At 68.0% G+C, this 23024-nt stretch carries 16 protein-coding genes; 9 read left to right on the forward strand and 7 right to left on the reverse strand.

Going from position 1 to position 23024, the window contains the following annotated elements; all coding sequences use genetic code 11:
• Window positions 1-15: 15 nt before the first annotated feature.
• From ABZ833_RS07465 to ABZ833_RS07505, 9 genes are all read left to right on the forward strand, one after another.
• A complete protein-coding gene (locus tag ABZ833_RS07465) occupies window positions 16-3216 on the forward strand; it encodes an amino acid adenylation domain-containing protein (RefSeq protein ID WP_361042385.1) in 3201 nt (1066 codons plus the stop codon).
• A 141-nt stretch (window positions 3217-3357) separates the two neighbouring features.
• On the forward strand, window positions 3358-4698 hold the full coding sequence (locus tag ABZ833_RS07470) for a condensation domain-containing protein (RefSeq protein WP_361042388.1): 1341 nt from the start codon (window positions 3358-3360) through the stop codon (window positions 4696-4698).
• An 87-nt stretch (window positions 4699-4785) separates the two neighbouring features.
• On the forward strand, window positions 4786-4995 hold the full coding sequence (locus ABZ833_RS07475) for an MbtH family protein (RefSeq protein WP_361042390.1): 210 nt from the start codon (window positions 4786-4788) through the stop codon (window positions 4993-4995).
• Between the two features lie 100 nt (window positions 4996-5095).
• Window positions 5096-6400: an MFS transporter gene (locus tag ABZ833_RS07480; protein WP_361042392.1), complete on the forward strand. Its 1305-nt coding sequence runs from the start codon at window positions 5096-5098 to the stop codon at window positions 6398-6400.
• Window positions 6401-6466: 66 nt separating this feature from the next.
• Window positions 6467-7672: an alanine--glyoxylate aminotransferase family protein gene (locus tag ABZ833_RS07485; RefSeq protein ID WP_361042394.1), complete on the forward strand. Its 1206-nt coding sequence runs from the start codon at window positions 6467-6469 to the stop codon at window positions 7670-7672.
• Complete coding sequence (locus tag ABZ833_RS07490; protein WP_361042396.1) at window positions 7669-9498, forward strand: non-ribosomal peptide synthetase; 1830 nt, start codon at window positions 7669-7671, stop codon at window positions 9496-9498. Before ABZ833_RS07485 ends, ABZ833_RS07490 begins: the two co-directional genes overlap by 4 nt.
• A gap of 113 nt (window positions 9499-9611) precedes the next feature.
• Window positions 9612-10412 carry an NAD(P)-dependent oxidoreductase gene (locus ABZ833_RS07495; protein ID WP_361042399.1) on the forward strand — a complete coding sequence of 267 codons (801 nt, stop codon included), beginning with the start codon at window positions 9612-9614 and terminating at the stop codon, window positions 10410-10412.
• A 78-nt stretch (window positions 10413-10490) separates the two neighbouring features.
• Entirely contained in the window at window positions 10491-13652 is a 3162-nt protein-coding gene (locus ABZ833_RS07500; protein WP_361042401.1) for an amino acid adenylation domain-containing protein, read from the forward strand.
• 121 nt (window positions 13653-13773) lie between these two features.
• Window positions 13774-13914: a hypothetical protein gene (locus tag ABZ833_RS07505; RefSeq protein WP_361042404.1), complete on the forward strand. Its 141-nt coding sequence runs from the start codon at window positions 13774-13776 to the stop codon at window positions 13912-13914.
• A 219-nt stretch (window positions 13915-14133) separates the two neighbouring features.
• Here the strand turns inward: ABZ833_RS07505 and ABZ833_RS07510 are convergent, their stop codons facing one another.
• From ABZ833_RS07510 to ABZ833_RS07540, 7 genes are all read right to left on the reverse strand, one after another.
• The gene (locus ABZ833_RS07510) at window positions 14134-15657 is read right to left on the reverse strand and encodes an aldehyde dehydrogenase family protein (protein ID WP_361042406.1); all 1524 of its coding nucleotides are present in this window, start codon (window positions 15655-15657) and stop codon (window positions 14134-14136) included.
• 108 nt (window positions 15658-15765) lie between these two features.
• The gene (locus ABZ833_RS07515) at window positions 15766-17049 is read right to left on the reverse strand and encodes a GAF domain-containing protein (RefSeq protein WP_361042408.1); all 1284 of its coding nucleotides are present in this window, start codon (window positions 17047-17049) and stop codon (window positions 15766-15768) included.
• Between the two features lie 99 nt (window positions 17050-17148).
• Entirely contained in the window at window positions 17149-17748 is a 600-nt protein-coding gene (locus ABZ833_RS07520; RefSeq protein ID WP_361042410.1) for an N-acetylmuramoyl-L-alanine amidase, read from the reverse strand.
• 39 nt (window positions 17749-17787) lie between these two features.
• Window positions 17788-18801: an acetamidase/formamidase family protein gene (locus tag ABZ833_RS07525; protein WP_361042412.1), complete on the reverse strand. Its 1014-nt coding sequence runs from the start codon at window positions 18799-18801 to the stop codon at window positions 17788-17790.
• Between the two features lie 353 nt (window positions 18802-19154).
• Window positions 19155-20570 (reverse strand): tetratricopeptide repeat protein, encoded by a 1416-nt coding sequence (locus tag ABZ833_RS07530; protein WP_361042415.1) that lies wholly within the window; start codon window positions 20568-20570, stop codon window positions 19155-19157.
• A 165-nt stretch (window positions 20571-20735) separates the two neighbouring features.
• Window positions 20736-22025: an MFS transporter gene (locus ABZ833_RS07535; RefSeq protein WP_361042417.1), complete on the reverse strand. Its 1290-nt coding sequence runs from the start codon at window positions 22023-22025 to the stop codon at window positions 20736-20738.
• A gap of 29 nt (window positions 22026-22054) precedes the next feature.
• Complete coding sequence (locus ABZ833_RS07540) at window positions 22055-22993, reverse strand: MerR family transcriptional regulator (RefSeq protein ID WP_361042420.1); 939 nt, start codon at window positions 22991-22993, stop codon at window positions 22055-22057.
• Window positions 22994-23024 lie beyond the last annotated feature (31 nt).

Consider the following 23024-nt stretch of genomic DNA (forward strand, 5'->3'; position numbering starts at 1 on the left):
GACTGAGAGACGTCAGTGTCGACCACCCAAGACTCTGCGATGCAACCGCAAGACAGCCAGGACCGCCACGTTGAGAGGGGTTTCCCCCTTTCCCTGGCACAGGAGCGGATCTGGGTCTCCGAGCAGCTCGCCGATGCGGGCTCGGACTACGGGACCCCGGTTGTGTTCGCCCTGCGCGGCGAGCTGGACCTCGGGCTGATCGAGGGGGCTCTGGCCCAGATCGTCGAACGCCATGAGGTGCTGCACTCCGTGGTGTCCAACGCATCTGGCTCGCCCCGGTTCGTCGCCGTCCCCGCACACCCCATACGACTCGATCCACAGGATGTGGCCTCGGAGCAGGAGATGGCTGAGCGGGTGAGCGCCGCGACGGCGGCTCCGTTCGACCTCTTGCACGGGCCGCTCGTGCGGTTCGGCCTGTACCGCCTTGGACCCGCGGATCACCGCCTGCTGGTGGACATACATCACCTGATCTTCGACGGAGTCTCGGCCGGCGTGCTGGTCCAGGAGCTTGCCGAACTTCTTGCCGCGGGGGCCGAGGGCCGCACACCTGATCTCCCCGTGCTGCCTTTCGCCTACGGGCAGTACGCCGTCGCGCAACGTCGCTCGCTCGACGAGGGCCTGTTGGACAGTCAGGTCGAGCACTGGTGCACCCAGCTCAAGGACGCGTCCTTCGTACTTGAACTGCCCACCGATCACCAGCGTCCCTCACGCATGAGCTTCCATGGCGCCAGCCACTTCTTCACCTTGCCGACTTCGCTGCGCGTCGAACTCGTGGCGGCGGCCCGCCGCTGGAGCGTCACCCCCTACGTGGTCATGTTCGCCGGCTGGGCTGCCGTTCTCGGCCGCTACGCAGGCCAGGAGGACCTGCTGGTGGGCACTCCCATGGCCGGTCGGACCGAGCTGGGCACCGAGGACATGATCGGTATGTTCGTCAACACCCTGGCCCTCCGGGTACGCCCAGAGCGAGATCAGACCTTCCACGGCCTGGTCAACCAGACACGGCGGGCTTCCATCGAGGGTCTCGCCTATCAGGAAGCGCCGATCGAGAAGGTCATCGAGCGACTTCGTCCGCCACGCGACCCGAGCCGCAATCCGCTGTTCCAGACGGCGTTCGTCTACGACGAGGCGCTTGAGGAGTCCCTACATGCCGCGGGACTGACGATCGAGGGCGCCGCACCGCCGCCGCGCACCGCCGCCAAACTTGACCTCAGTATCGAGGTCGTTGAGCAGCACGGCCGACTCGACGCGGAAATCGAGTACGCGACCGACCTGTTCGCGCCGGAGACGATTCGCCGCATCGCATCGCACTACACCACCTTCCTCGAAAACGCGGTTCGCTCGCCGGACCGACCGCTGTGCGAAATTCCACTGGCCTCGGAGGAGGAGCACGCTCTGCTGGTGACGCAGCAGAGCGGAGACGGCGCACCATACGATTCCGTCCTCCTCCCCTCGCTCTTCGAGGCCCAAGTCGCGAGGCGCCCCGACGCATGCGCGGTCTCCTGCGGCGCATTGCGGTGGAGCTACCGACAACTCAACGAGCGGGCCAACCGGCTTGCCAGAGCTCTGATTGCCCGCGGACTGGGGCCCGAGGAGCTGGTGGGAGTTGCGGTGCCCAGCGGCCCGCTGCTGGTCCTGGCCATCCTCGCGATCAGCAAGGCGGGTGCCGCGTTCCTACCGCTCGACCCGGCCTATCCGGCCAAGCGAATCGAGTACATCGTCGGCGACGCGCGTCCCGCCCTGCTGCTGACCGATGCCGCCGGCGCCACGGCCCAGCCCTGGACGACGCCGATCCTGGTCCTCGACGAAGCGCAGACCGGGCGTGACGCAGACGCGGACGCGGACGCATCGAACCTCTCCGACGCACAGCGGTCGCATCCACTCACCCTCGCGCACCCGTCATACGTCATTTACACCTCCGGTTCGACCGGGACACCGAAGGGCGTGACGGTCACGCACGAGGGCCTCGCCGGGCTCTCCGGCGCGCAGATCGAGGCATTCGGCGTACGGTCCGACAGCAGGGTCCTGCAATTCGCCAGTCCAAGTTTCGACGCCTCCGTCTCGGAGCTCTGTATGGCCCTGCTCAGCGGGGCTACGGCGGTGTTTGTCCCGGGTCTCCACGAATTCGTCGGGGGCTCGTTCGAAGCAGTGCTCGTCCGAGAGGCTGTGACGCACGTAACCCTGCCGCCCTCGGTACTTGCCTCGCTTTCCCCCGACGAGGATCTACCCGCGGACCTGACCATCGTGGTTGCCGGGGAAAGCCTGACCGCCGACCTCGCCGCACGCTGGTCCGGGCGTTGCAGTGTGTTCAACGCTTACGGGCCTACCGAGGCCACGGTGTGTGCAACGCTGATCGGCCCGCTGACAGGGAACGGACCGCCACCCATCGGCCGGCCGATCGCCGGCACCCAGATCTTCGTCCTGGACGAGGGCCTGCAGCCGCTGCCGGTGGGCGTGGCGGGCGAGCTGTACCTTGGCGGCGCTGGGCTGGCCCGCGGATATCTCGGCCGACCCGACCTCACTGCGGCCGGCTTCGTCGCCCGTCCCTTCGGTCCGGCCGGGGGGCGGATGTATCGCACCGGAGACCGGGCCCGCTGGCGTGACGACGGGAATCTCGAGTTCGTCGGGCGCCGGGACGACCAGGTCAAGATGAACGGCTTCCGGATCGAGCTGGGCGAGATCGAGAACGTGATCGCAGCGCACCCGGATGTGGAACAGACCGCCGTCGTGGTGCGCGAAGACAGGCCGGGGCTGCGGCAAGTCGTCGCCTACGTAGTGGCCCAGGCGCCCAACGAGGAGATCCTCACCCACGCCGCGTCGCAGTTGCCCGGTTACATGCTCCCGTCCGCCGTGGTGCGCTTGCAGAACCTGCCGTTGACCACGAACGGCAAGGTGGACCGGCGCAACCTGCCTGCTCCGGATGCTCGTACAGCTGTCACCGATCGCAGCCCGGGCACCGCGCGCGAGCAGCAACTGTGCAAGCTGATCGGCGAGGTGCTCGACCTCACTGCGGTCGGCGTGGACGAGAGCTTCTTCGAACTCGGCGGCCAGTCTCTGCACGCGGTGCGTCTGCTGAGCCGGATCCGCAGTGTCATGGGTGTGGAGATCGGTATCAAGACCCTGTTCCGGGCGCCTACCGCGGCGTTGCTCGCGGCACAGATCGACTCTGGCCAGATCGCCGTCATCACCCGGCCGGCACTCCTCCCGATGGCCCGCTGACCCACGGCACAGAGGAGTAGGGATCTCAATGATTGTGTCTAACCGTTTGCATGACCGATCGGACCGAGGTGAGCAGCTTTTTGTCGGGCGGCATCGCGCGCTCCGATCCTCCCGTACCGCCAACATTATGTGGGACCAGTCATGATCCCTCTGTCGTTTGGTCAGCTCGGACTGTGGTTCATCCATCAGATGAATCCGGGCAACTCGATATACACCATGCAGCTCGCTTCGCGGCTGACGGGGCAGCTGGACCGCACAGCCCTGGAGGAGGCATTGCGGGACGTCGTGCAGCGACATGAATCGCTTCGCACGGTGATCCGGGACGGTGAGGGCGGGCCGCACCAGGTGGTCCTGGACATCTCGGAATACGCGGTGAGACTGGAGTACGAGGAGCTTGCCGAGGAAGAGGTGTACGAGGCGATGCACGAGGCCTCGGAGCACCCGTTCGGCCTTGTGCACGACCTGCCTCTTCGGGCATGGCTGTTCGCACTGGGGCCGCAGGAGCACGTGCTGCTCATATCGATGCACCACATCGTCAGCGATGGCTGGTCGCTCGGGCCGCTCACCCGAGACCTCGCCCGGGCCTACGCGGCGCGGCGCCGTGGTGCCGAGCCGGACATGCCGCCGCTGCCTGTCCAGTACGCCGATTACGCACTCTGGCAGAGGCGGTTGCTGGGCCGCGAGGAGGACCCGGACAGCCTGGGGTCGAGACAGCTCGCGCACTGGCGTTCGGTGCTCGACGGCATGCCCCAGGAACTGCGGTTGCCGGTGGATCACCCGCGCCAACCGATGTCCGACTTCGCCGGGGGCACGGTCGAGTTCACCCTCGACGCCGATCCGCATACGGCACTGACCGAGGTCGCCCGCACCGAAAATGCGACCATGTTCATGGTGTTGCAGGCCGGGTTTGCGGCGCTGCTGAGCAAGCTCGGTGCGGGCACCGACATTCCGATCGGCTCACCCGTGGCCGGCCGCATGGATGACGCGCTGACCGATCTCGTCGGGTACTTCGTCAATATGCTGGTATTCCGCGTCGACGTCTCCGGCGACCCGAGTCTGCGAGACCTGGTAAAGCAGGTCCAGGCCGTCGCCCTTGATGCCTACGACAACCAGGACATCCCCTTCGATCGCCTGGTCACGGCACTCAATCCTGCCCGCTCGCGGACCCGTCACCCGCTTTTCCAGGTCATGTTGACCCTGGAGGACAACACCGACGCCGGGCTCAAGTTCGACGGATTGACCGACGTGCCCTTGGACATCGACGCCGGCAGCTCCATGTTCGACTTGGCGTTGAGCCTGCGGGAAAACTTCGGCCCGGACAAGGAGCCGGCTGGGATGGATGCGCTCCTGGAGTACCAGCTCGACATGTTCGAACCGGAGACCGCACAGCACGTGGCCGACGGTTACCGGCAGATGCTGGCCGCTCTTGCCGCGGACCCGGATGCGCCGATCAGCACAGTCGACGTGCTGCGGGTTGCATAAATTCCCTATTACCCATGAATTCGGCACGCATATCGAATTGCGCGGCCGCTGACGGATGATGACAACTTACCTAGGGGAGTGAAAGCAATGGCGAATCCTTTCGAGGACCAAGACGGCGTGTACCTGGTGCTGGTCAATGCTGAGGGACAGCACTCGTTGTGGCCCGCCGTCATCACCGTGCCCAAGGGCTGGACCGTAGTGCACGGCGAAGCCGGGCGAGAGGACTGCCTGGAGTACGTGAAACGGAACTGGACGGACATGCGGCCTAAGTCCCTGGTCGAGGCGACAACCTCTTGAGGGCCCCTCGGTGTGGCACCGCCGCCCGACCGGACCCGAAGAAACCATCACCTATCCCTCGCGTCGGGACCTGAAACCAGCACGCGCGGAAAGAGACGCAATGAGCGATGTAGAGGTCTCCGGCAAAAAAGAACGCCGAAGCAAACGCAGAAGGCTGCTGACTAACCGAAACTTCACCTGCCTATTGGCCGCCCGACTGGGCTCCAGCATGGCCAACGGCTTCCTGCCGGTCGCGGAGAGCTTCGGTATCCTCCACACCACTGGTTCTGCGAGTGACCTCGGCCTTGTCCTCGGAGTTCAGGCGGCGGTTTCGCTCGCCTTGTCGCTGTTTGCCGGCGTCGCGGCGGACCGCTTTCCGCGTGCCCCGTTGCTCGTCGTTTCGTCGATCGTACGCCTGACCGCGGCGGCGACCTTGGCGATAGGACTCCTCACGGATACTGCGACCCTCGCCTGGTTCTTCGCTCTGGCAGTCGTGTACGGCGGCGCTGACGCGCTGTTCGGTCCGGCCAGCATGGCGATCATGCCGGACATCGTTGCGAGAGAAGACCTGGACGAGGCCAATGCGATGGTCGGCGCCTTTTCCTCGCTGGCTTGGACGGTGGCCCCTGCGGCGGCAGGATTGGTCGTGGCGGCGTACGGTTCGGGAGCCGCTTTCCTGGTGGAGAGCGTGCTGATGGCTTTCATCACCCTCTGTCTCATATTCGCCAAGATCCCCGCCCGGGGCGACGTCGAACCGGATCACGAAGGCGGGACGCTCACGCAGCTGAAGCAAGGCTGGCGGGAGTTTCGCATGCGCCCCTGGCTATGGCTGCTCACCTTGCAGTGGACGTTGTTCTCGCTGGTCCTGCTGGCTCCCCTCGCGGTCCTCGGCCCGTTGGTGGCCGACACCCATCTGGGCGGTCCCGCAGCTTGGGGTGTCATCGGCACCTGCATGACCATCGGCGTGCTCTGCGCGGAGTTCACCTCCGGGCGGATCAAGCCGAAGCGACCGGTGGTCTTCATAGCGTGGCTGCCACCGCTGATCGTCTTCGAGGCGTTGGCCCTCGGCTCTGGCGTGCCGACGGTGGTGGTGGCGGGTGCCGCAGTGCTCTCCGGCTGCGCGGTCGGCCTGCAAGGAGTGTTCTTCCAGACCCTCATGCAGCGAGCCATACCGAGCAAGGTACTCGGCCGGGTGGCCGCCTTCGATCTGATGGCCTCGGAGATCGCCCAGCCGGTCGGCTTCGCCGTAGCCGGCCCACTGGGCATCCTGTTCGGCCTGCGCCCGGTGCTGGTGGGCTGTGCTGTGGTCGCGGTGGTGGGCACGGCACTGTTCGCCCTTGCCCTGACCAAGGTTGAGCAACCAGAGCTACAGGTGCAGAACGAACCGCACGTGCCGGACAGCGGCAGTGAGGCGACGGTCAGCTGAGCGGTACTCGACTGCGGACGAGCCTTTGACGAAGCCGGACCACCGAGGCACGAAGGAATCAGGAAGATGATCTACAAGGACAGATTGGCCATACCCGGTCCGACCCCGCTGCCGCCCGCGGTCATCGCGGCGGCGACGCATCCCATGGTCGACGAGCGCACCGTGGACTTCGCACGCATATTCACACGCATCATCGACGGGCTCAGGCATGTGCTCGGTACCGCGGGGGACGTGCTGGTCTTCACGTCAAGCACCACCGGTGCGTTCGAGAGCGCGGTGCAAAACCTCTTCAGTCCAGGGGAAAAGGTACTCGTGGTGGACAACGGTGCCTTTGGAAGACGCTGGGTGGAGCTGTGCCGCGCTTACGGCCTCGAGACCGTCGTGCTCGACGTCGCGCCGGGTTGCGAGCCGGACCCTGCCGCTGTCGAAGCCTGTCTGGAGGCCGACTCGCAGATCGTCGCGGCGATCGTCGTGCACTGCGAGACCTCCACAGGCGTCGTCACCGACCTTGAGGCCTTCGGGCGAGCGACTCGCAACGTGCTGACGATAGTGGACTCGGCCTCCGGGGTCGGCGGCTGCGAAATGCAGGCCGACGCGTGGGGGTTGGACGTCGTGGTCAGCGGGACTCAGAAGGCGCTGATGGCGCCGCCAGGGGTCTCTTTCGTCTCGGTCAGTGAGCGCGCCTGGCGCCGGCACGCCGAGGCCAGGCATATGCGGTACTACTTCGACTGGACGATCACGCGTGACAGCCTGAACCACTCCATCCCGCGTACCCCCTGGACGCCGGCGGTCGGCGTGCTGTTCCAGTTGTCCGCGGCGCTCGAACAGGTACTCGCTGAAGGCATGGAGCGGCGCCACCGGCGGCATGCGGAGCTCGGCAGGATGGCCAGAGCGGGCTTGCGCGGCCTCGGACTCCGGCTGCTGACCCCAGAAGTGGCGCGCAACGGCATCGTGACGGCCGCGTTCACACCACCCGGAGTGGGCGCGCAATCTCTCGTCGATGCGGTGGTCGAGCACACAGGCGTCCAGCTGACCACCGGCAACGGAGAACTGGCCGACCAAGTCGTGCGGATCGGTCACTGCGGTCACGTCGACCCGCTCGACCTGGTCACCGCGCTGGCCGCACTCGAGACCGGGTTCGCAGCCCTCGGCGCCCCGGTGCTGCCGGGCAGTGGCGTCACACCCGTTGTGAAGCTGATGGCAGAGCAGGCTGCCGCCGCCGCAGGCCCCTTGACGTCGATGTCGTCCAACCCTGAGGAGTCTGCTGCGTGAACGCCGACGTTCGATCAGCGCGCAACGACGCGCCGAAGCTCATCCCGAGCCTGCTCGAGCAGCACTCGAGGGTGACGCCGCACGCCCCCGCCACCGAGGATGCACAGCGGGCGCTGACCTACGCCGAACTCGCCGCCGAAGCCGAGCACATGGCGGCGCGCCTGGCGGAGGCGGGAGTGCTTCCCGGCGATCGCGTCGGCGTCATGATGCGTCACTCCGTCCACCTGCTTGTCGCGATTCTCGGCGTGCTGCGTGCGGGAGCGGCTTACGTGCCCATCGACCCGGACTACCCCGACCAGCGCAAGAGTTTCCTCGCGGCGGACTCCGGTATCAAGATTCTCATCGTGGGCGGAGCGGATGAGGGGCCGACCAGCTTGCCCGTCACGACGCTTGCGCCGGACCGAGGGCGCTTGGCTCCCCGTCCGGGTGCCCCCGCGGCAGCGCCGGACGATCTGGCCTGCGTGATCTACACCTCGGGTTCCACCGGAGCGCCCAAAGGCGTCATGATCACCCATCTAGGCCTGGCGAATCTCGCAGCCGCCGCGAGTGCCGAGTTCGGCATGGGGCCGCGTGATCGCTACCTGATGCTGGCCGCCGCCGCGTTCTCCGCCTCACTCGAGGAGCTGTTCCCCCCACTCGTGCAGGGCGGGACAAGCGTGTTCCCGGCCGACCGGGTTGCGCTCTCCCCTGTGGAGGCCCTGCTCGACTTCCTCACCGCGCACGACGTCACGCTGCTGGAGATGCAGACCGCGCACTGGCACTTGCTGGTCCACCACCTCGTGGACACCGGCGGGGCACTGCCCCCGTCACTGCGCACGGTCGTCATGGGCGGAGACCGCGCCATGCCCGAAGCCGTCCAGCAGTGGAACCGCTTCCGCCTTCCGCTGGTGCACGTCTACGGGCCGACCGAGACCACCGCGACCGCGGCGTACTGGAGCGTGCCGCCCGGACAGACACCCAAGGACGGGGTGTTGTCCATAGGCGATGCCATCGCCGGAACCCGCATGTTCGTCGTCGACGAGCGGCTCGAACTCGTTCCCGCGGGTACCGAGGGCGAGCTGCTCATCGGTGGTGACTCGCTGGCACGCGGTTACCTGGGCAGACCCGACGTCACCGCGGAGAAGTTCGTCGCCGACCGCTACTCGGGGATTCCGGGGGCCAGGTTGTACCGCACCGGCGATCGGGTACGCCGTCTTCCCGACGCTCGGCTGCAATTCCTCGGACGCAGCGACCAGCAAGTCAAGGTGCGTGGTTATCGCGTCGAACCGGGCGAGATCGAGGCTGCGCTCGACCGGCACCCGGCGGTGCGTCAAGCCCTGGTCACGACTGGTCGGGACGCGTCGGGTGAGCAGCGTCTGATCGGCTACGTGACTGCTGACCGGGACACGGTGAGCGTCGGTGAGCTGCGTTCCTTCCTCGCCGACGAACTGCCGACCCATCTGATCCCCTCAGCGCTGATCCGGCTGGACGAGTTTCCGCTGACGACGCATCGGAAGATCGACCACGCGATGCTTCCGCAGCCGCCGAAGCGTCGGCCCGACTTGCCTACCGAGTTCGTGCCGCCGACAGGTGAGATCGAGCGGCGCATCGGCGCCGCCGCGGCGGAGCTACTGGGACTCGACGAGATCGGTGTGCTCGACAACCTGCTTGACCTGGGTGGGGATTCGCTGTTCATGTTGCGGCTGATCAGCTGGATCCACAAACACTTGGGCATCAGCCTCGGTTTCCGCGAGGTCTTCGACGCGTATTCGGTACGCGGAGTGGCAGCGCTGGCCGACGCGAAGGCGGATGTCACGGCGGTGGGCAAGCCGGGCAGTGGCTGGTGACCATGCTTCCCGACCTACCAGTGGCAGTGCTTCCGGAACCGGCGCCCGCCGATCTCATGACAGCGCTGCATGCTTCAGGCGTTCGACTGGCTCCGCTGGGCCGGGCGCAGGGCTTGATCTGGACCGGCGAGCGGGCCTCGGTGCTGGCAGCCGCACTGGAGCGCGCGCCGTCGGTGCGCTGGGTTCAACTGGCGACCACCGGCGTCGAAAGCTACCTGCCGCTCATGGATCAGCGGATCCGCTGGAGTCGGGCCGTGGGCGTCCAGTCCGAGCTGGTAGCTGAACACGCCCTCATGCTCGCGCTGACCGTGCTGCGTCAGGGCACTGCCTCCGTGAGGGCCGGCGCGTGGCTGCCGCGCCCCGCCATCGGGCTGACGAACGCCGAAGTCCTTGTGGTGGGCGGCGGCGGGGTTGCCCGGGCACTGCTCGCACTGCTGCGCCCGTTCAGGGTCCGCCCCAAGGTGGTGTGCCGCAGCGGCGCCCCGATGGCGGGCGCCGAGGTCGGAACGCCCGATCGCCTCGACGAATGGCTGCCCGAGGCCCGTGTGGTCTTCCTCGCGGCGCCGCTGACCGCGGACACGGCCGGGCTGATCGACGCAGTCAGACTCAGGTCCATGCGTCGGGACGCGTGCCTGGTGAATGTGGCGCGCGGCGGGCTCGTCGTCACAGATGACCTCGTTCGTGCGCTGACCTCCGGGTGGATCGCCGGCGCCGGCCTGGACGTCACCGACCCCGAGCCGCTTCCTCCGGAGCACCCGCTGTGGTCCCTTCCCACTTGTGTGATCACCGCGCACTGCGCGGGCGATCTGGATCACGCACTCGGACCCTTCGTCGACCTGGTTCGGCGCAACATTCGTCGACTGGCGAACGGCCTCGAGCCGATCGGCCTGGTCGACCGGGAATTGGGTTACTAGCCGACTGTCAGGAAGAGCGGGTTCATGATGACCGAGTCAACCACTACTCCGAAGGCCACGCACCCGACCGGAGCACCCATGGGCAACCGACAGACCGAGAGGATCTCCCTCCTGCAGGAGCAGATCTGGATTGCCGAACAACTCGCCCCGGGCCGCAGCGTTTACGGAATACCCATGGTGATCCGTCTGAGTGGCGCGTTGAACACGGAACTCGCCGCGCGCTGCGTGACCGAGATCGTGCGCCGGCATGAGGTGCTGCGCTCCCGGGTGGGCGAGGAAAACGGTGAGCTGTACCTGATCACAGATCCGCCGCAGCCCTTCGCGCTGCCTGTGTTCGACTTTCGCTCCCGGCCCGACGAGTGGCGTGTGTTCGTCGAGACAGCCGCTCGCGAGCCCTTCGACCTTGTGCACGGCCCGCTGCTGCGGGCTGCTGCGCTACGTCTTGAGGATGACGCCTACGCGTTCTTCCTCAACATGCACCACATCGTTGCGGACGGTTGGTCGCTGCGTCTGTTCTGGACCGAGTTCGCCGCCCTCTACACCGCATGGCACGCGGGCGATGAGCCCGATCTGCCTGACCTCACCCTGCAGTACCGCGACTTCGCGGCCGAACAGCGGCGCATCACCGAGGACGGCGGGTACGGCGACGCGCTCGATGCGTGGGCTCGGGAACTGGCCGGTGCGGCGACGACCCTTGCACTGCCGGTCGATCACAGTTCAGGAGCGTCCCGGGACTACCGGGGGGATCAGTTCACGACAGTGGTGCCGGAGCAGCTTCGGGCCGATGCCTACGCCTGCGCCAAGCGGCTCGGGGTCACGCCGTTCGCGATGCTCGGCAGTGTCTGGGGCGTGCTGCTGGCCCGCTACACCCGTCAGGACGACCTGCTGATGGGAACGCCTCTGGCCGGCCGGACCCGGCCCGAGTACCAGTCGCTCATCGGGCTGTTCGCCAACACCATGCCGTTGCGACTGCGGCTGGACGCGGACGTGTCCTTCGCCTCGCTGGTCCGCGAACTCCAGCTGAGTACTTTCGACGCGCTCTCCTCACAAGACGCGCCTTTCACCGAGCTTGTCAAACGGGTCGACTCCCAACGCGCCTCGCATGAGACCCCGCTCTTCCAGACGGCGTACTCCTTCGAGCAGTCCACGGAGTTCGAGGCCACGCTGCCGGGCTGCGCGGTGACGGAGCTGTACGAGTTGTCCAATGGCGGGGCCCGGCACCGTCTCGGTCTCGGCGCTGTGGACGCGCTGGGGGAGCTGAGCCTTCAGTTCGAGTACGACAGGGAGCTGTTCGACCCGGGCACCATCGAGGCCATGGCCGAGAGCTACCTGGCGCTGCTCGGCGAGGCCGCGTCCCATCCCGAGTTCCCGCTGGGAGCGCTGCGCACGTCGACCGACGCCGAGCCCGATCGGGAGCTCACCGGCCGACCCGTGCCGGGGGACGAGCTGGCCACCCTGCACGCACTGTTCGAGCGACGGGTCCGACAGAGCCCGGATGCGCCGGCGATCGAGCGTGAAGACGGTACTCAGGTCAGTTACGCACAGCTCAACAGCCAGGCCAACCGGCTCGCGCGGCATCTGCGTCAGCTGGGTCTTCGCACGGGCGAGCGGGTGGCGCTCGCCTTGCCCCATGGCTCCTCCTGGCCGTCCGCCGTGCTCGCCGTGCTGAAGGCGGGCGGGGCCTACGCCCCGGTGGCTCCGGACGCGCCGGGCAGCCGCACGGCCCACGTCCTCGCCGAGACCGCGCCCCGCTTGGTGCTCACGGTCGTGGACCTCGCCGAGGACTTCGCCGGGGCCCACCATGTGCTCGCCCTCGACGATCCGGCGGTTGCTTCCTCGATCGAGGCCCAGACCGGTGAAGATCTCGAGGACATCGCTGTGCCAGGCCGTCAGGTCGCGTACGTCCCGTTCACCTCCGGCTCGACGGGAGTGCCCAAGGGCACCCTCGTCACCCATGTCAACCTGACTGCGTTCACCCGTGCCGCGGTGGACACGTTCGATCTGGGCCCGGCAGACAGGATGCTGCAGGTCGCCGCGATGACCTTCGACGTACATGTCGAGGAGTTCTTCCCGACCTGGCTGGCCGGTGGCTGCGTCGTCTTCTTCGATGGCGTGCTCGGACGGACCAGCCCGGAGGAACTGCTGCACCTCCTCGGAGAGCGCGAGATCACCATATGTGAGCTCCCCACCGCCTACTGGATCGACGTAGTGCGCCTGATCGACCCGGCTGTTGTCCCCGTTCCGCAAACCATGCGGCGACTGCTGGTCGGCGGCGAACGCGCGCCGATCGAGGTCTGCCAGCGCTGGTTGGACTTCGGGATTCCGCTCACCAATGTCTATGGGCTCACCGAAACGGCGGTGAGCAGCGCGACCTACCAGCCTGGTGCTGACTTCGACCGCGAGGCGCTGCCGATCGGACGCCCCATGCCGCACGCCGCCGTCTACGTGCTCGACGCCTTGCTCGCACCGGTTGGACGCGGCGTGCCAGGGGAGATCTACCTGGCCGGCCCCGGCGTCTGTGACGGCTTTCTCAACCGGCCCGAGCAGACCGCCGAGCGCTTCTTGGCGGACCCCTTCGCGGCCGAGCCGGGCGCACGTATGTATCGCACCGGCGACCAAGGCCGATGGACTACCGAAGGTGACCTCGAATTTCTCGGCCGCGTGGACCGTCAGCTCAAACTGCGCGGCCATCGGGTCGAGCTCGCCGAGATCGAATCGGTACTCGACGGCCATCCGGACGTGACGCGCAGCCTGGTCGTGCCTCGGCGCACCGAGGCTGATCCAGCGGCCGAGCTTGAGCTGATCGCGTTCCTGATCGGTGCGGACGCCGACGAGGCAACAGTCGCGGCGTACGTTAGTACCCAGCTTCCCCCACACCTGATTCCGGCTCAAATCTCAGTAGTTGAACGGTTCCCGCTCACCTCGCATGGCAAGGTTGACCAAGCAGCCTTGCTCGCGCTGCAGAGCCGCGAGCGTGTCGTCCCCGAGGAAGCGCAGGGCAGCGAGCTCGAAGTCAAGGTCGCGGAGATCTACTGTGAGGTACTCAAAGTACCGACGATCGACCTGCGTACGGACATCTTTGCGCTGGGTTTCCACTCTCTGGCCGCGCTGCGGCTCGTTTCCCGCCTCAAGAGTGTGTTCACGGTGCAAGTCCCGATTGCCGAGTTCTTCTTGGACTCCTCGGTCACCAACGCCGCCCGACTGATCGTGGCGGCGGGGGCCGATCAACCAGTCGGCTGACTGCGCCATCGGCGCATACGACCGACGTTCTGCGCGGGATCATGCTGGTCGCTCTCAAAGAGCTCTCCCGCAAGTCCTGGAGCCGACCGAGAGGGCGACCTCGCTAGAGGGGCTTGTCGGCGTGGCGCCGGACGGGCGGCTGTTCCGGAACCAGGCCGGCAACTACGTGGACGCAGCCGCGTACGGCACAACCTGGGCGCGGGCACGGAAGTACGTCCTGACGCGCACGGAACTCGCCTCCGGGCTGGCCAAGCGGCCCTAGGATCTCCGACACGTTCCTGGACGGCGTCCGGGAGCAGGCCAACCGTCTCATCGATCAGTCGATGAAGGAGTGGACCGCGTCAGCCAGGGCGCGGCGCCTGAGCGGTGAGTCGGGGTCTGGTCCGGAACACCTGGTCAGAAGGCGGGCCCTGCGCTGAGCGGGCCTAGTGGAAGGCGCCTGACGGGCAAAAGCCCAGGTCAGGCGCCTTTTCTCGTGCCTCTAGAAGAAGCCGAGCTTCTTCGGCGAGTACGACACCAGAAGGTTCTTCGTCTGCTGGTAGTGCTCCAGCATCATCTTGTGCGTCTCGCGCCCGATCCCGGACTGCTTGTAGCCGCCGAACGCCGCGTGCGCGGGATACGCGTGGTAGCAGTTCGTCCAGACCCGGCCCGCCTGGATCGCACGGCCCGCCCGGTAGGCAGTGTTCATGTCGCGCGTCCACACTCCGGCGCCCAGGCCGTACAGCGTGTCGTTGGCGGTCTTGATGGCGTCGTCGAAGTCGCTGAACGACGCTACCGAGACGACCGGGCCGAAGATCTCCTCCTGGAAGATCCGCATGCGGTTGTCGCCCTCGAAGATCGTCGGCTGGACGTAGTAGCCGCCGGCCATTTCGCCGTCGTACGTGATGCGCTGACCGCCCGTCAGGACCTTGGCGCCCTCCTGCTGGCCGATGTCCAGGTAGGAGAGGATCTTCTCCAGCTGGTCGTTGGAGGCCTGGGCGCCGATCATCGTGTCCGTGTCCAGCGGGTGCCCCGCCACGATCTGCTCCGTGCGGGCGACCGCCGCTTCCATGAACTCGCTGTAGTGGCCCCGCTGGACGAGAGCACGCGACGGGCAGGTACAGACCTCGCCGTTGTTGAGGGCGAACATCGTGAAGCCCTCCAGCGCCTTGTCGCGGAAGTCGTCGTTGGCGGCCCACACGTCGTCGAAGAAGATGTTCGGCGACTTCCCGCCCAGCTCCAGCGTCACCGGCTTGATGTTCTCCGAGGCGTACTGCATGATCAGCCGCCCCGTCGTGGTCTCGCCGGTGAAGGCGACCTTCGCGACGCGCGGGCTGGAGGCGAGGGGCTTGCCCGCCTCGACGCCGAAGCCGTTGAGGATGTTGACGACACCGGGCGGCAGCAGGTCGGACACCAGACTCAACCAGTAGTGGATGGAGGCCGGGGTCTGTTCGGCGGGCTTGAGGACGACCGCGTTGCCCGCTGCGAGGGCCGGCGCGAGCTTCCATGTCGCCATCAGGATGGGGAAGTTCCACGGGATGATCTGCGCGACGACGCCCAGCGGCTCGTGGAAGTGGTACGCGATGGTGTCCTCGTCCACCTCGCTCAGGGACCCCTCCTGCGCGCGGATCACTCCGGCGAAGTAGCGGAAGTGGTCGATGGCGAGCGGGATGTCGGCTGCCAGCGTCTCGCGGACCGGCTTGCCGTTCTCCCAGCTCTCGGCCACCGCGAGGCTTTCGAGGTTCGCCTCCATGCGGTCGGCGATCTTCCGTAGGACGTCTGCGCGTTCGGTCACGGACGTGCGGCCCCAAGCGGGCGCGGCGGCGTGCGCCGCGTCCAGTGCGCGCTCCACGTCCTCGGCCGTGCCGCGGGCGATCTCGGTGAACGGCTGCCCGTTGACCGGGCTCGGGTTCTCGAAGTACTGCCCGCGGGCGGGCGGGACGTACTCGCCGCCGATGAAGTGGTCGTAGCGGGACTGGTAGGAGACAACTGCGCCGTCCGTGCCGGGCGCTGCGTAGCGGGTCATCTTGGTGGCCTCCCGGGGAAGGCTGCCCGCCGTTGGGCAGCTCTCACCGGGAGAGTAGGAGTGCGAACGTTGCAGGTACGTTGCGGGAGTTGCTCCTTGGCCGGTTCTCTACGCCGGGTGCGTTGCTTTGCGGCTGGTGCGGGCGCCGGCCAGCTCCGCGTCCAGCTCGCGCAGACGGGCCAGCACCGGCGGGGTCGGGCGCACCTGCGCCAGCGCGCGCCACACCGGCAGGTCGTCCTCGCCCCACGGGGCGTGCGCCCAGTCGGCCAGGAGATCGGGGTCGCGGCGCGCGATGAGCGCCGCCCGCAGCTGATCGGCGAGCCTGCGCCGCAGCCGCGCCACGGCAGGCGCCTGAGAAGCGGGCAGGAGCGGACCCGCGTACGCGCCGACCGCCGCGGTGACCGCCCCGGAACCGAGCCGCCGTTCGACGGCGTCGACATCCGACTCGACCGGCACCGCGAGCCGATACGGGCGCGACCTCAGCAGCTCCGGGCCCAGAAGCCGTCGCAGCCGTGCCAGTTCGGCCCGCAGTGTCACGGGCGTCACCGACTCGTCCTCGTACAGCGCGCACAGCAGCTCGTCGCCGGTCAGCCCCTCCGGGTGGCATGCGAGCAGGACGAGGATCTCGCTGTGCCTGCGGCTCAGCCGCACCTTGCGACCGCCGGTCAGCAGCAGTGCCTCATCGCGGCCGAGCGCAGTGAGCCCCACGGTGTCCCTGGCCTCCACCGGCGGTGACAGCAGCGCCAGTTGGGACTCCGCCGCCCGAGCGACCGCCTGCACGAAAGCCAGGCTGTGCGGATGCGCGAGACCGTCGCCCCCGGTGATGTCCACCGCGCCGAGCAGCCGCCCTGTCCGCGGATCGTGGACCGGGGCCGCCGCGCACGTCCAGGGTTGGACGCGCCGGATGAAGTGCTCGGCGGCGAATACCTGCACCGGCCGATCCAACGCCACCGCCGTGCCCGGAGCGTTCGTCCCCATCGCGGACTCCGCCCATCGGGCACCCGGCACGAAGTTCATCCGCCCCGCCTTCTGCCGGGTCGCGGAGTGTCCCTCGACCCAGAGCAGCCTGCTGTGCGCGTCGCACACCGCGAGGAGATGCTCACCGTCCATCGCGAACGTGCCCATCAGCTCACGGAACAGCGGCATCACCCCCGCCAGCGGATGCTCGGCCCGATACGCGCCGAGGTCCCCGTCGGTGAGCTCCACCGTCGCGCCGGTGTCCTCGGGGCTGACCCTGGCTCTCGCCGAACGCCGCCACGAGTCGGCCACGACGGAACGCACCGGCCGCGTCACTGTCCCTGCCTCGGTGAACCTCTCATGGGCGCGCCGCAGCACCCGTACCCGCTCGGCAGGATCGGCGCCGGAATCCAGGGCCACCCATGGTTCGGTCAAGTCGGCCTCCCGGGACGGCGATGCGGTGTTGCCATCGTCGCCCCGCGAGCGTGACCCGACAAGCGCCCCGGCAGGCGCCACAGCATCAGGCGGCTGACGTCAGGCAGAGTTGACCAGGCGGATGTAGCGCGTCCAGTCCCAGTGCGGCCCCGGATCGGTGTGGTCGGTCCCGGGCACTTCGACGTGCCCGATGATGTGCTTGCGGTCCTTGGGAATGCCGTACGTATCGCAGATCGCCGAGGTCAGCAGGGCGGACTGTTCGTACATCGCGTCGGTGAAGTACTCCGGCTGATCCACCCATCCTTCGTGCTCGATGCCGATGCTGCGGGTGTTGTAGTCCCAGTTGCCCGCGTGCCAGCCGACGTTTCGCTCGCGGACGCACTGGGCGATGTGGCCGTCCTCGGAGCGCACCACGTAGTGGGACGAGACCTTCTTCGCCGGGTTCTGGAAGATGGCCAGGGTGTCGGCGTAGGTCTCCTGGGTGACGTGGACGATCACGTAGTCGACGGGGTACGTGCTGGGGCGGTTGGCTGCGGTGTAGTTGGAGGTGGTTGCCGGAACCCACTCGGCGAGCGGATAGTCGACCGCCCGAGGGCGAGCCGTGGCGCGGGTGGCGGGGAGGAGCGCGGCAGGGAGGGCGGCCAGAGCCGCTCCTTGCAACAGCTTGCGCCTGCTGGGATGCCGTCTTGCTCGATCCATGGCCGGCCTACCTCTCGGTGGGGGGAACAGCTGGGCTCTTCAGTGGGGCAGCACCTTGGCCGTCTCGCGCAGCCGCGCATGCAGCCCCCGGTGAGTCTCACGCGCGGGCAGCCACTCCTTGCGGATCTTGGCAACGCACGTGTAGTTGGTGTCGCAGACATTGGCGAGCGGCGACTCGACGGTCTGCGTCGCGAACTGGTAGGCGTCGAGCTCGCTGAAGCCGTAGTCGCGCACCAGCCATTGCACGAGGTCGAGTTGGGATATTCGGAAGGCGTCCTCAAGGGGGCGCGCCGAGCCGGTGGAGATGATGTGAGTGTCGGACTCCAGGCGCGGCCAGGGTGTGGGGATTCCCTTCAGGAGCTCGACGATCACGACTGTGTTCATGGCGCATTCGACGGCGACTCCGCAGGTCTCTCCCTCGCCCTGCCGTGCGTGTCCGTCGCCCAGGCTGAGGAGCGCGCCCTCCACATTCACCCCGAGGTAGCAGGTGACCCCAGCCCGCATCTCGGGAGTGTCCATGTTGCCGCCGTGCGCGTCGGGCACGAGCGCCGAGCGCACCTCCAGATTGGCCGGTGCGACGCCGACCGTGCCGTGCATCGGATCCATCGGCAGCGCGATCTCGAAGTCACCGTCCCGCGCGCTGAATTGCGCGGTGCGCCGGTCCCGGTCGAGCTGCCATATCCACACGGTCTCGGGCAGCGGCGGCTGGAGCGATGCGGTGGTGTGGGTGGAGGTGAGCGCCCCGAAGAGGGGAACAGTGGTGGACGCCGCCCAGTCGCGAGCCGGTTCGATCGACACGAAGTGCACAGCGACGGTGTCGCCCGGCTCCGCGCCCTCTACATAGAAGGGCCCGGTCTGTGGGTTCAGGAACGGGAATTGGCAGACCTCGGACACCATGTCCTTCTCGGAGCGTACTTTTCCCGCGAAGCAGTCCTCCGTGTACAGGTCGAGGACCGTGCCCGGAGCGATCCGTGCCACGGGCGGCGCGCCACCGAACGTCCAGGCATACTCGCCCGGTTCGGGCCGTACGGTCAGGATCCGAGGCTGGTTCATGGCAGGGCTGCTCCGTTCTGTCGTTCTGTCGATCTGTCGTGCTGTGGGGAGCCGGGGACCTTTGTGCGGTCCGATGCCCCAGCGACGCAGCCCAGGATGGCTTGCCCCCGGCACCTGAATCCCCCGATCCACGAGGACACGAAACCGCCGTCAGGGCGATGGTGTCCCGCCTCAATTACGTTACGGCGAAGGTCGGTTGAGCCGGAAGGGCCCGACCTCAATCTGTGTATAGCACCGTGACTGTGGATAACCCGGCCACCCTTGAGGGGGACCAGGGGACCTCAGGGGCGGGGGAGAGGCGGGACCGGAGGGGACGGAGGGGACGGAGGGAGCGGCTGGCGGCCCAGCCGACCTCAGCCCAAAGCAGCAGCGCCCACAGCGGCTTGCCTCTCGGCGCGGTCGCGCGCCGCCGCAGCTTGAGCCGTGTCTCCGAGCCGGTCGGCCAGCCGGGCACGGGCCCGCCAGTTGTAGGGGCAGATGGGACGCAGGTTGATGCGCTCGCTGAGCAAGGTGCGCGCCAGGTCGTGCCGGCCGGAGCGGATGGCGGCCTCGACCAGAGTGCGCTGGATGGCGTCGCGCTGTGCGTGGCTGCCGCCGAAGGAATTGAGGCGGTAGCGGATCGGGGCGAGCAGCTCGACCACGCGGCCGTACTGCCGCTGCCGGTAGGAGATGAGGGCGCGGCACACCGGGATCCCGACCTCGCGCGTCATCGCGTGGTTCGACACCGCGGAGTCGGTCCGGGTGAGCCATTGCTCGCGGTCCTTCACCAGCCGCTCGGCATCGGAGAGCCGCCCGGCCCCCGCGTACGCCATCACGGCATGGACGTCGTTGAAGGCGTAGTAGGCGCCGGCCTCACGCCCGGCCCATGCCTGGGCGAGTGCCGCCCAGCGGGGCTCGACGTCGATGTTGGCCAGGAGCAGCCGCCACAACAGGGCGGAGGCGTCCAGGAGCTCCATGGCGATGGCCTGCGACGCCTCGTTGTGGAGGGTGTTGTCGTAGACGCCGAGGACCCTCTCGATGCTCCCCGCCTCCAGTGCGTACAGGGCGTAGTGCCACGCGTTGTGCACGGAAAGGTAGTTGCCGTCAGTCCAGTCCTCGGTTCGCGCGTCCAGATAGCGGATCCCTACGTCGAACAGCCCGCGCATCTCGTACGTGTGGACGACCGCATGGATGCCCCACACATCCCGCGGGTGACGTTCGACCGCTCGCAGCCCGATCTCCTCGGCGTGGCCGTAGTGCCCGGCCTCTTCAAGCCCGAAGGCGTACATCCCCAGCAGCGGGCCGAAGTGCGGGTCGTCACCGTCCCACGCGGAGAGAGCGCCACCGATCCGGTCACGCAGCCGCTGCGCATCGCCCGTGAAGAAGTCGATCTGGTGGCCGACGGCGAGGGCGAGGGCATCACGAGGGAACCCGGTGCTGATCTCGCCGAGGATGTCGCCGGCACGCAGCATGTCCCCGTCCAGCCACGCCTCGGCCGCAGCCGCGTGCATCTTCTCGCGCGGTGAAAGCCCGGCAAGATCGGCTGTGCCCCGGAAGGCCCTGAAGGACTGCCGGGCCGCGGCCGCCTCCTTCTCCTCGGTGCCGAGAAGCCCGAGATACGCGGCGAAGACGTGCGCCATCGCGGAATCGGGGGATGCGGCCACCATGGCCTGCGCCTCGTCGGCAACCTCTCCACGGAAGAACAACAGCGCGTCGAGCGCCCGCTCGTAGTGGCGCGCGGCTTCGTCGCTGGTGTCGCTCAGGACGTGGGCATGCCGGTCCCTTTCCATCGCTGTCCTCATTTCCGTCGGCTCTGTCCGGTCTGTCCAGTCTCGCGATTCTGCCCGCGTGATACGAGGGCGACGCTCGGTTCACGGGAACGACATGACGACATATTGATGCGATGCACTCCGATTGATGTGATGCACTCCGACGGTCATCGGCACGCAGAGCCGTCACGGTTTCCGCGTCCGCGTGTTCCAGCCGATCACCGCGGCCAGCAAGGCGACCGCAGGCACCAGCAGCAGAGCCGTCCTGCTTCCCTCGTCCGCCGCGATGTGCGCGAACGCCGCCGCGCCCAGCGCACCGCCGGCCATGTCGAGACTGCTCAGCCAGGACATCGTCTCGGTGACGCGCCCGTCAGGGGCCAGATCGCCGCCGGTGGTGCGCAGCGTCGCGAAGGTGCAGCCGATCACCAGTCCGGCCAGCGGGCAGAGGAGAAGCACCGCATGGGGCGAAACTCCCGCCGCCGAGGCCAGTGCACCGGTCCCTGCCGCGAACACGCAGAGCAGCAGGGAGACCTTGGGCCCGCGGGAGTTCTTGGGTCCGTCGGACAGCAGACGCGGTAGGGCGCCCAGGGCGAGGCTGCCCAGAACGCTGCCGACGGACAGAACCCCCAGGTACAGACCGGTGAACCCGGCCGCGTGATACTCCCGCGCGTAGATCGGCAGGACCACGTCCACCCCGGTCACCGCCATGACGAAGAGGGCGTCCGCGGCCAGCAGGCGCCGCAGGGGAGCGGATGCCAGCGGGCCGAGCCAGTGCCCGTACCGAGCGGAACGCGACGGGGGCTGCGGAGAGTTGATCAGCATGCCGACCGCGACGGCCGTCAGCAGCGCCACGACCACGAACGGCACGACCGGCGAGACCGAGAGGCTCAGCCAACTGGCGAGCACAGGGCCGGTGATCAGTGCGGCGCCCATCATCGACGAGTCGAGAGCCATCGCGGTGGCCAGCTTCCCGGCGCCCGAGGAGTTGTCGGTGGAGCTCTTCGCTGAGCCGTCCGTGGCGCGGTGCCAGACCGAACGCATCATGACGGCGACCGGCGGGGCGCACGCGCCCATGGCAGCGGCGAGCGCCAGGATCGCGGCGACGGGCCCGCCCCCACGCACCACGAGAATCAGCACCAGAGTGGCCGTCAGATAGGCGGCAAGACAGCCCAGCAGGACCGGACGGGGCGCATGACGGTCGATGAGCCGTCCGCGCAGGGGAGCGGTGACACCCTGGCCTACCGCCAAACCGCTCACCGCAAGGCCCGCGGTTCCGTACGAGTGATCCCGGCCGACCAGGAGCAGCAGGCTCAGGCCGACCATGCTGGGCGGCAGTTTCGACGCCATGCCGATCGCGGCGAGCCGCCAGAAGCCGGGTACGTCCATCAGGTCCCGGTAGCCGGAGAGGAATCGCCGCGGTGCGGCATCGGCCGGTTCGGTGGGGCCGGCGGCGCGGATCGAGCTTGACCGGTCCACTCTTGACCGGCCCACGCTCGGCTGGCCCACTATCGAGGCATTCGGGCACGCAGAGCCAGGATGCCCCAGTCGAGCACCGGCGCCAGACTCTCCGGTGCGGGCCACCCGTTGATCACCGCGAGCAGCGTCAGATAGCGGTCCCTGCGGGGATCGTCCATGGACTCCAAGCGGGATACCAGGCGTCGCCGGAGGTCGATGTCGTCGGGGAGACCAATGACGTGCGCGTAGTGCGCCGCGAGCGCCGTGACGATGGGATCGGCCTCGGTCGAGGCCGGAGCGATGCCTGCCGCCAGGGCCGGGGCGACCTGCGCGCGGAGAGCCTCGGCGAGGACGCGGGGCAGGCCGGTGCTGTCGTCCCGGGCGCGGTCGGACGCCAGATCTCGGGCCATCCCTCGCATGGTGGTGCGGAACCCCTGGTCCTGGAACAGCTCGGCCAGCTCCACCCACGCCTCGACCTGCTCGGCCTCGGGACTGTCGGGCAGTTCGGGAGTGAGGGAGCGGGTGACCGCCGCGAAGGCAGGGTGGTCGTACAGGCCGTCGAAAACGGCACTCAGGAAGTCGTCGATCAGACGTTGGCGTTCGTCCTCGGAGAGCTTGGCGAGCTTGTGCATGAGATCCAACTCCTCAGGGGTGGACCCGCGCTTGGCCACCGCTGTCAGGACCGCGCGCCGCAGGCGCAGCACACGGATCTGCACCTCCAGCGCGTCCGCGTGCGCCGCTGCGACCTCGGGGAGTGAGACCTCCCGGTCCACCACCTTCCGGATCGTGGGAAGGTCGAGCCCCAGGTCGCGCAGGGTGCGTACGAGATCGAGGCGGGCGACGGCATCGGTGCCGTACAGGCGGTAGCCGGCCGGGCTGCGGTCGGCGGGCGGCACGATCCCCGTGTCGGAGTAGAACCGGACGGTCTTGACCGTCAGGCCGGTCCGCCGGGCCAGATCACCGATCGAGTAGAGCGTGTCGCCGTTCATGCCTCCACCTTCACGTCTCCCCCTACTGGAG

The sequence above is a fragment of the Streptomyces sp. NPDC047525 genome (assembly GCF_040643025.1).
GTDB classification, from domain to species: Bacteria; Actinomycetota; Actinomycetes; order Streptomycetales; family Streptomycetaceae; genus Streptomyces; species Streptomyces durmitorensis.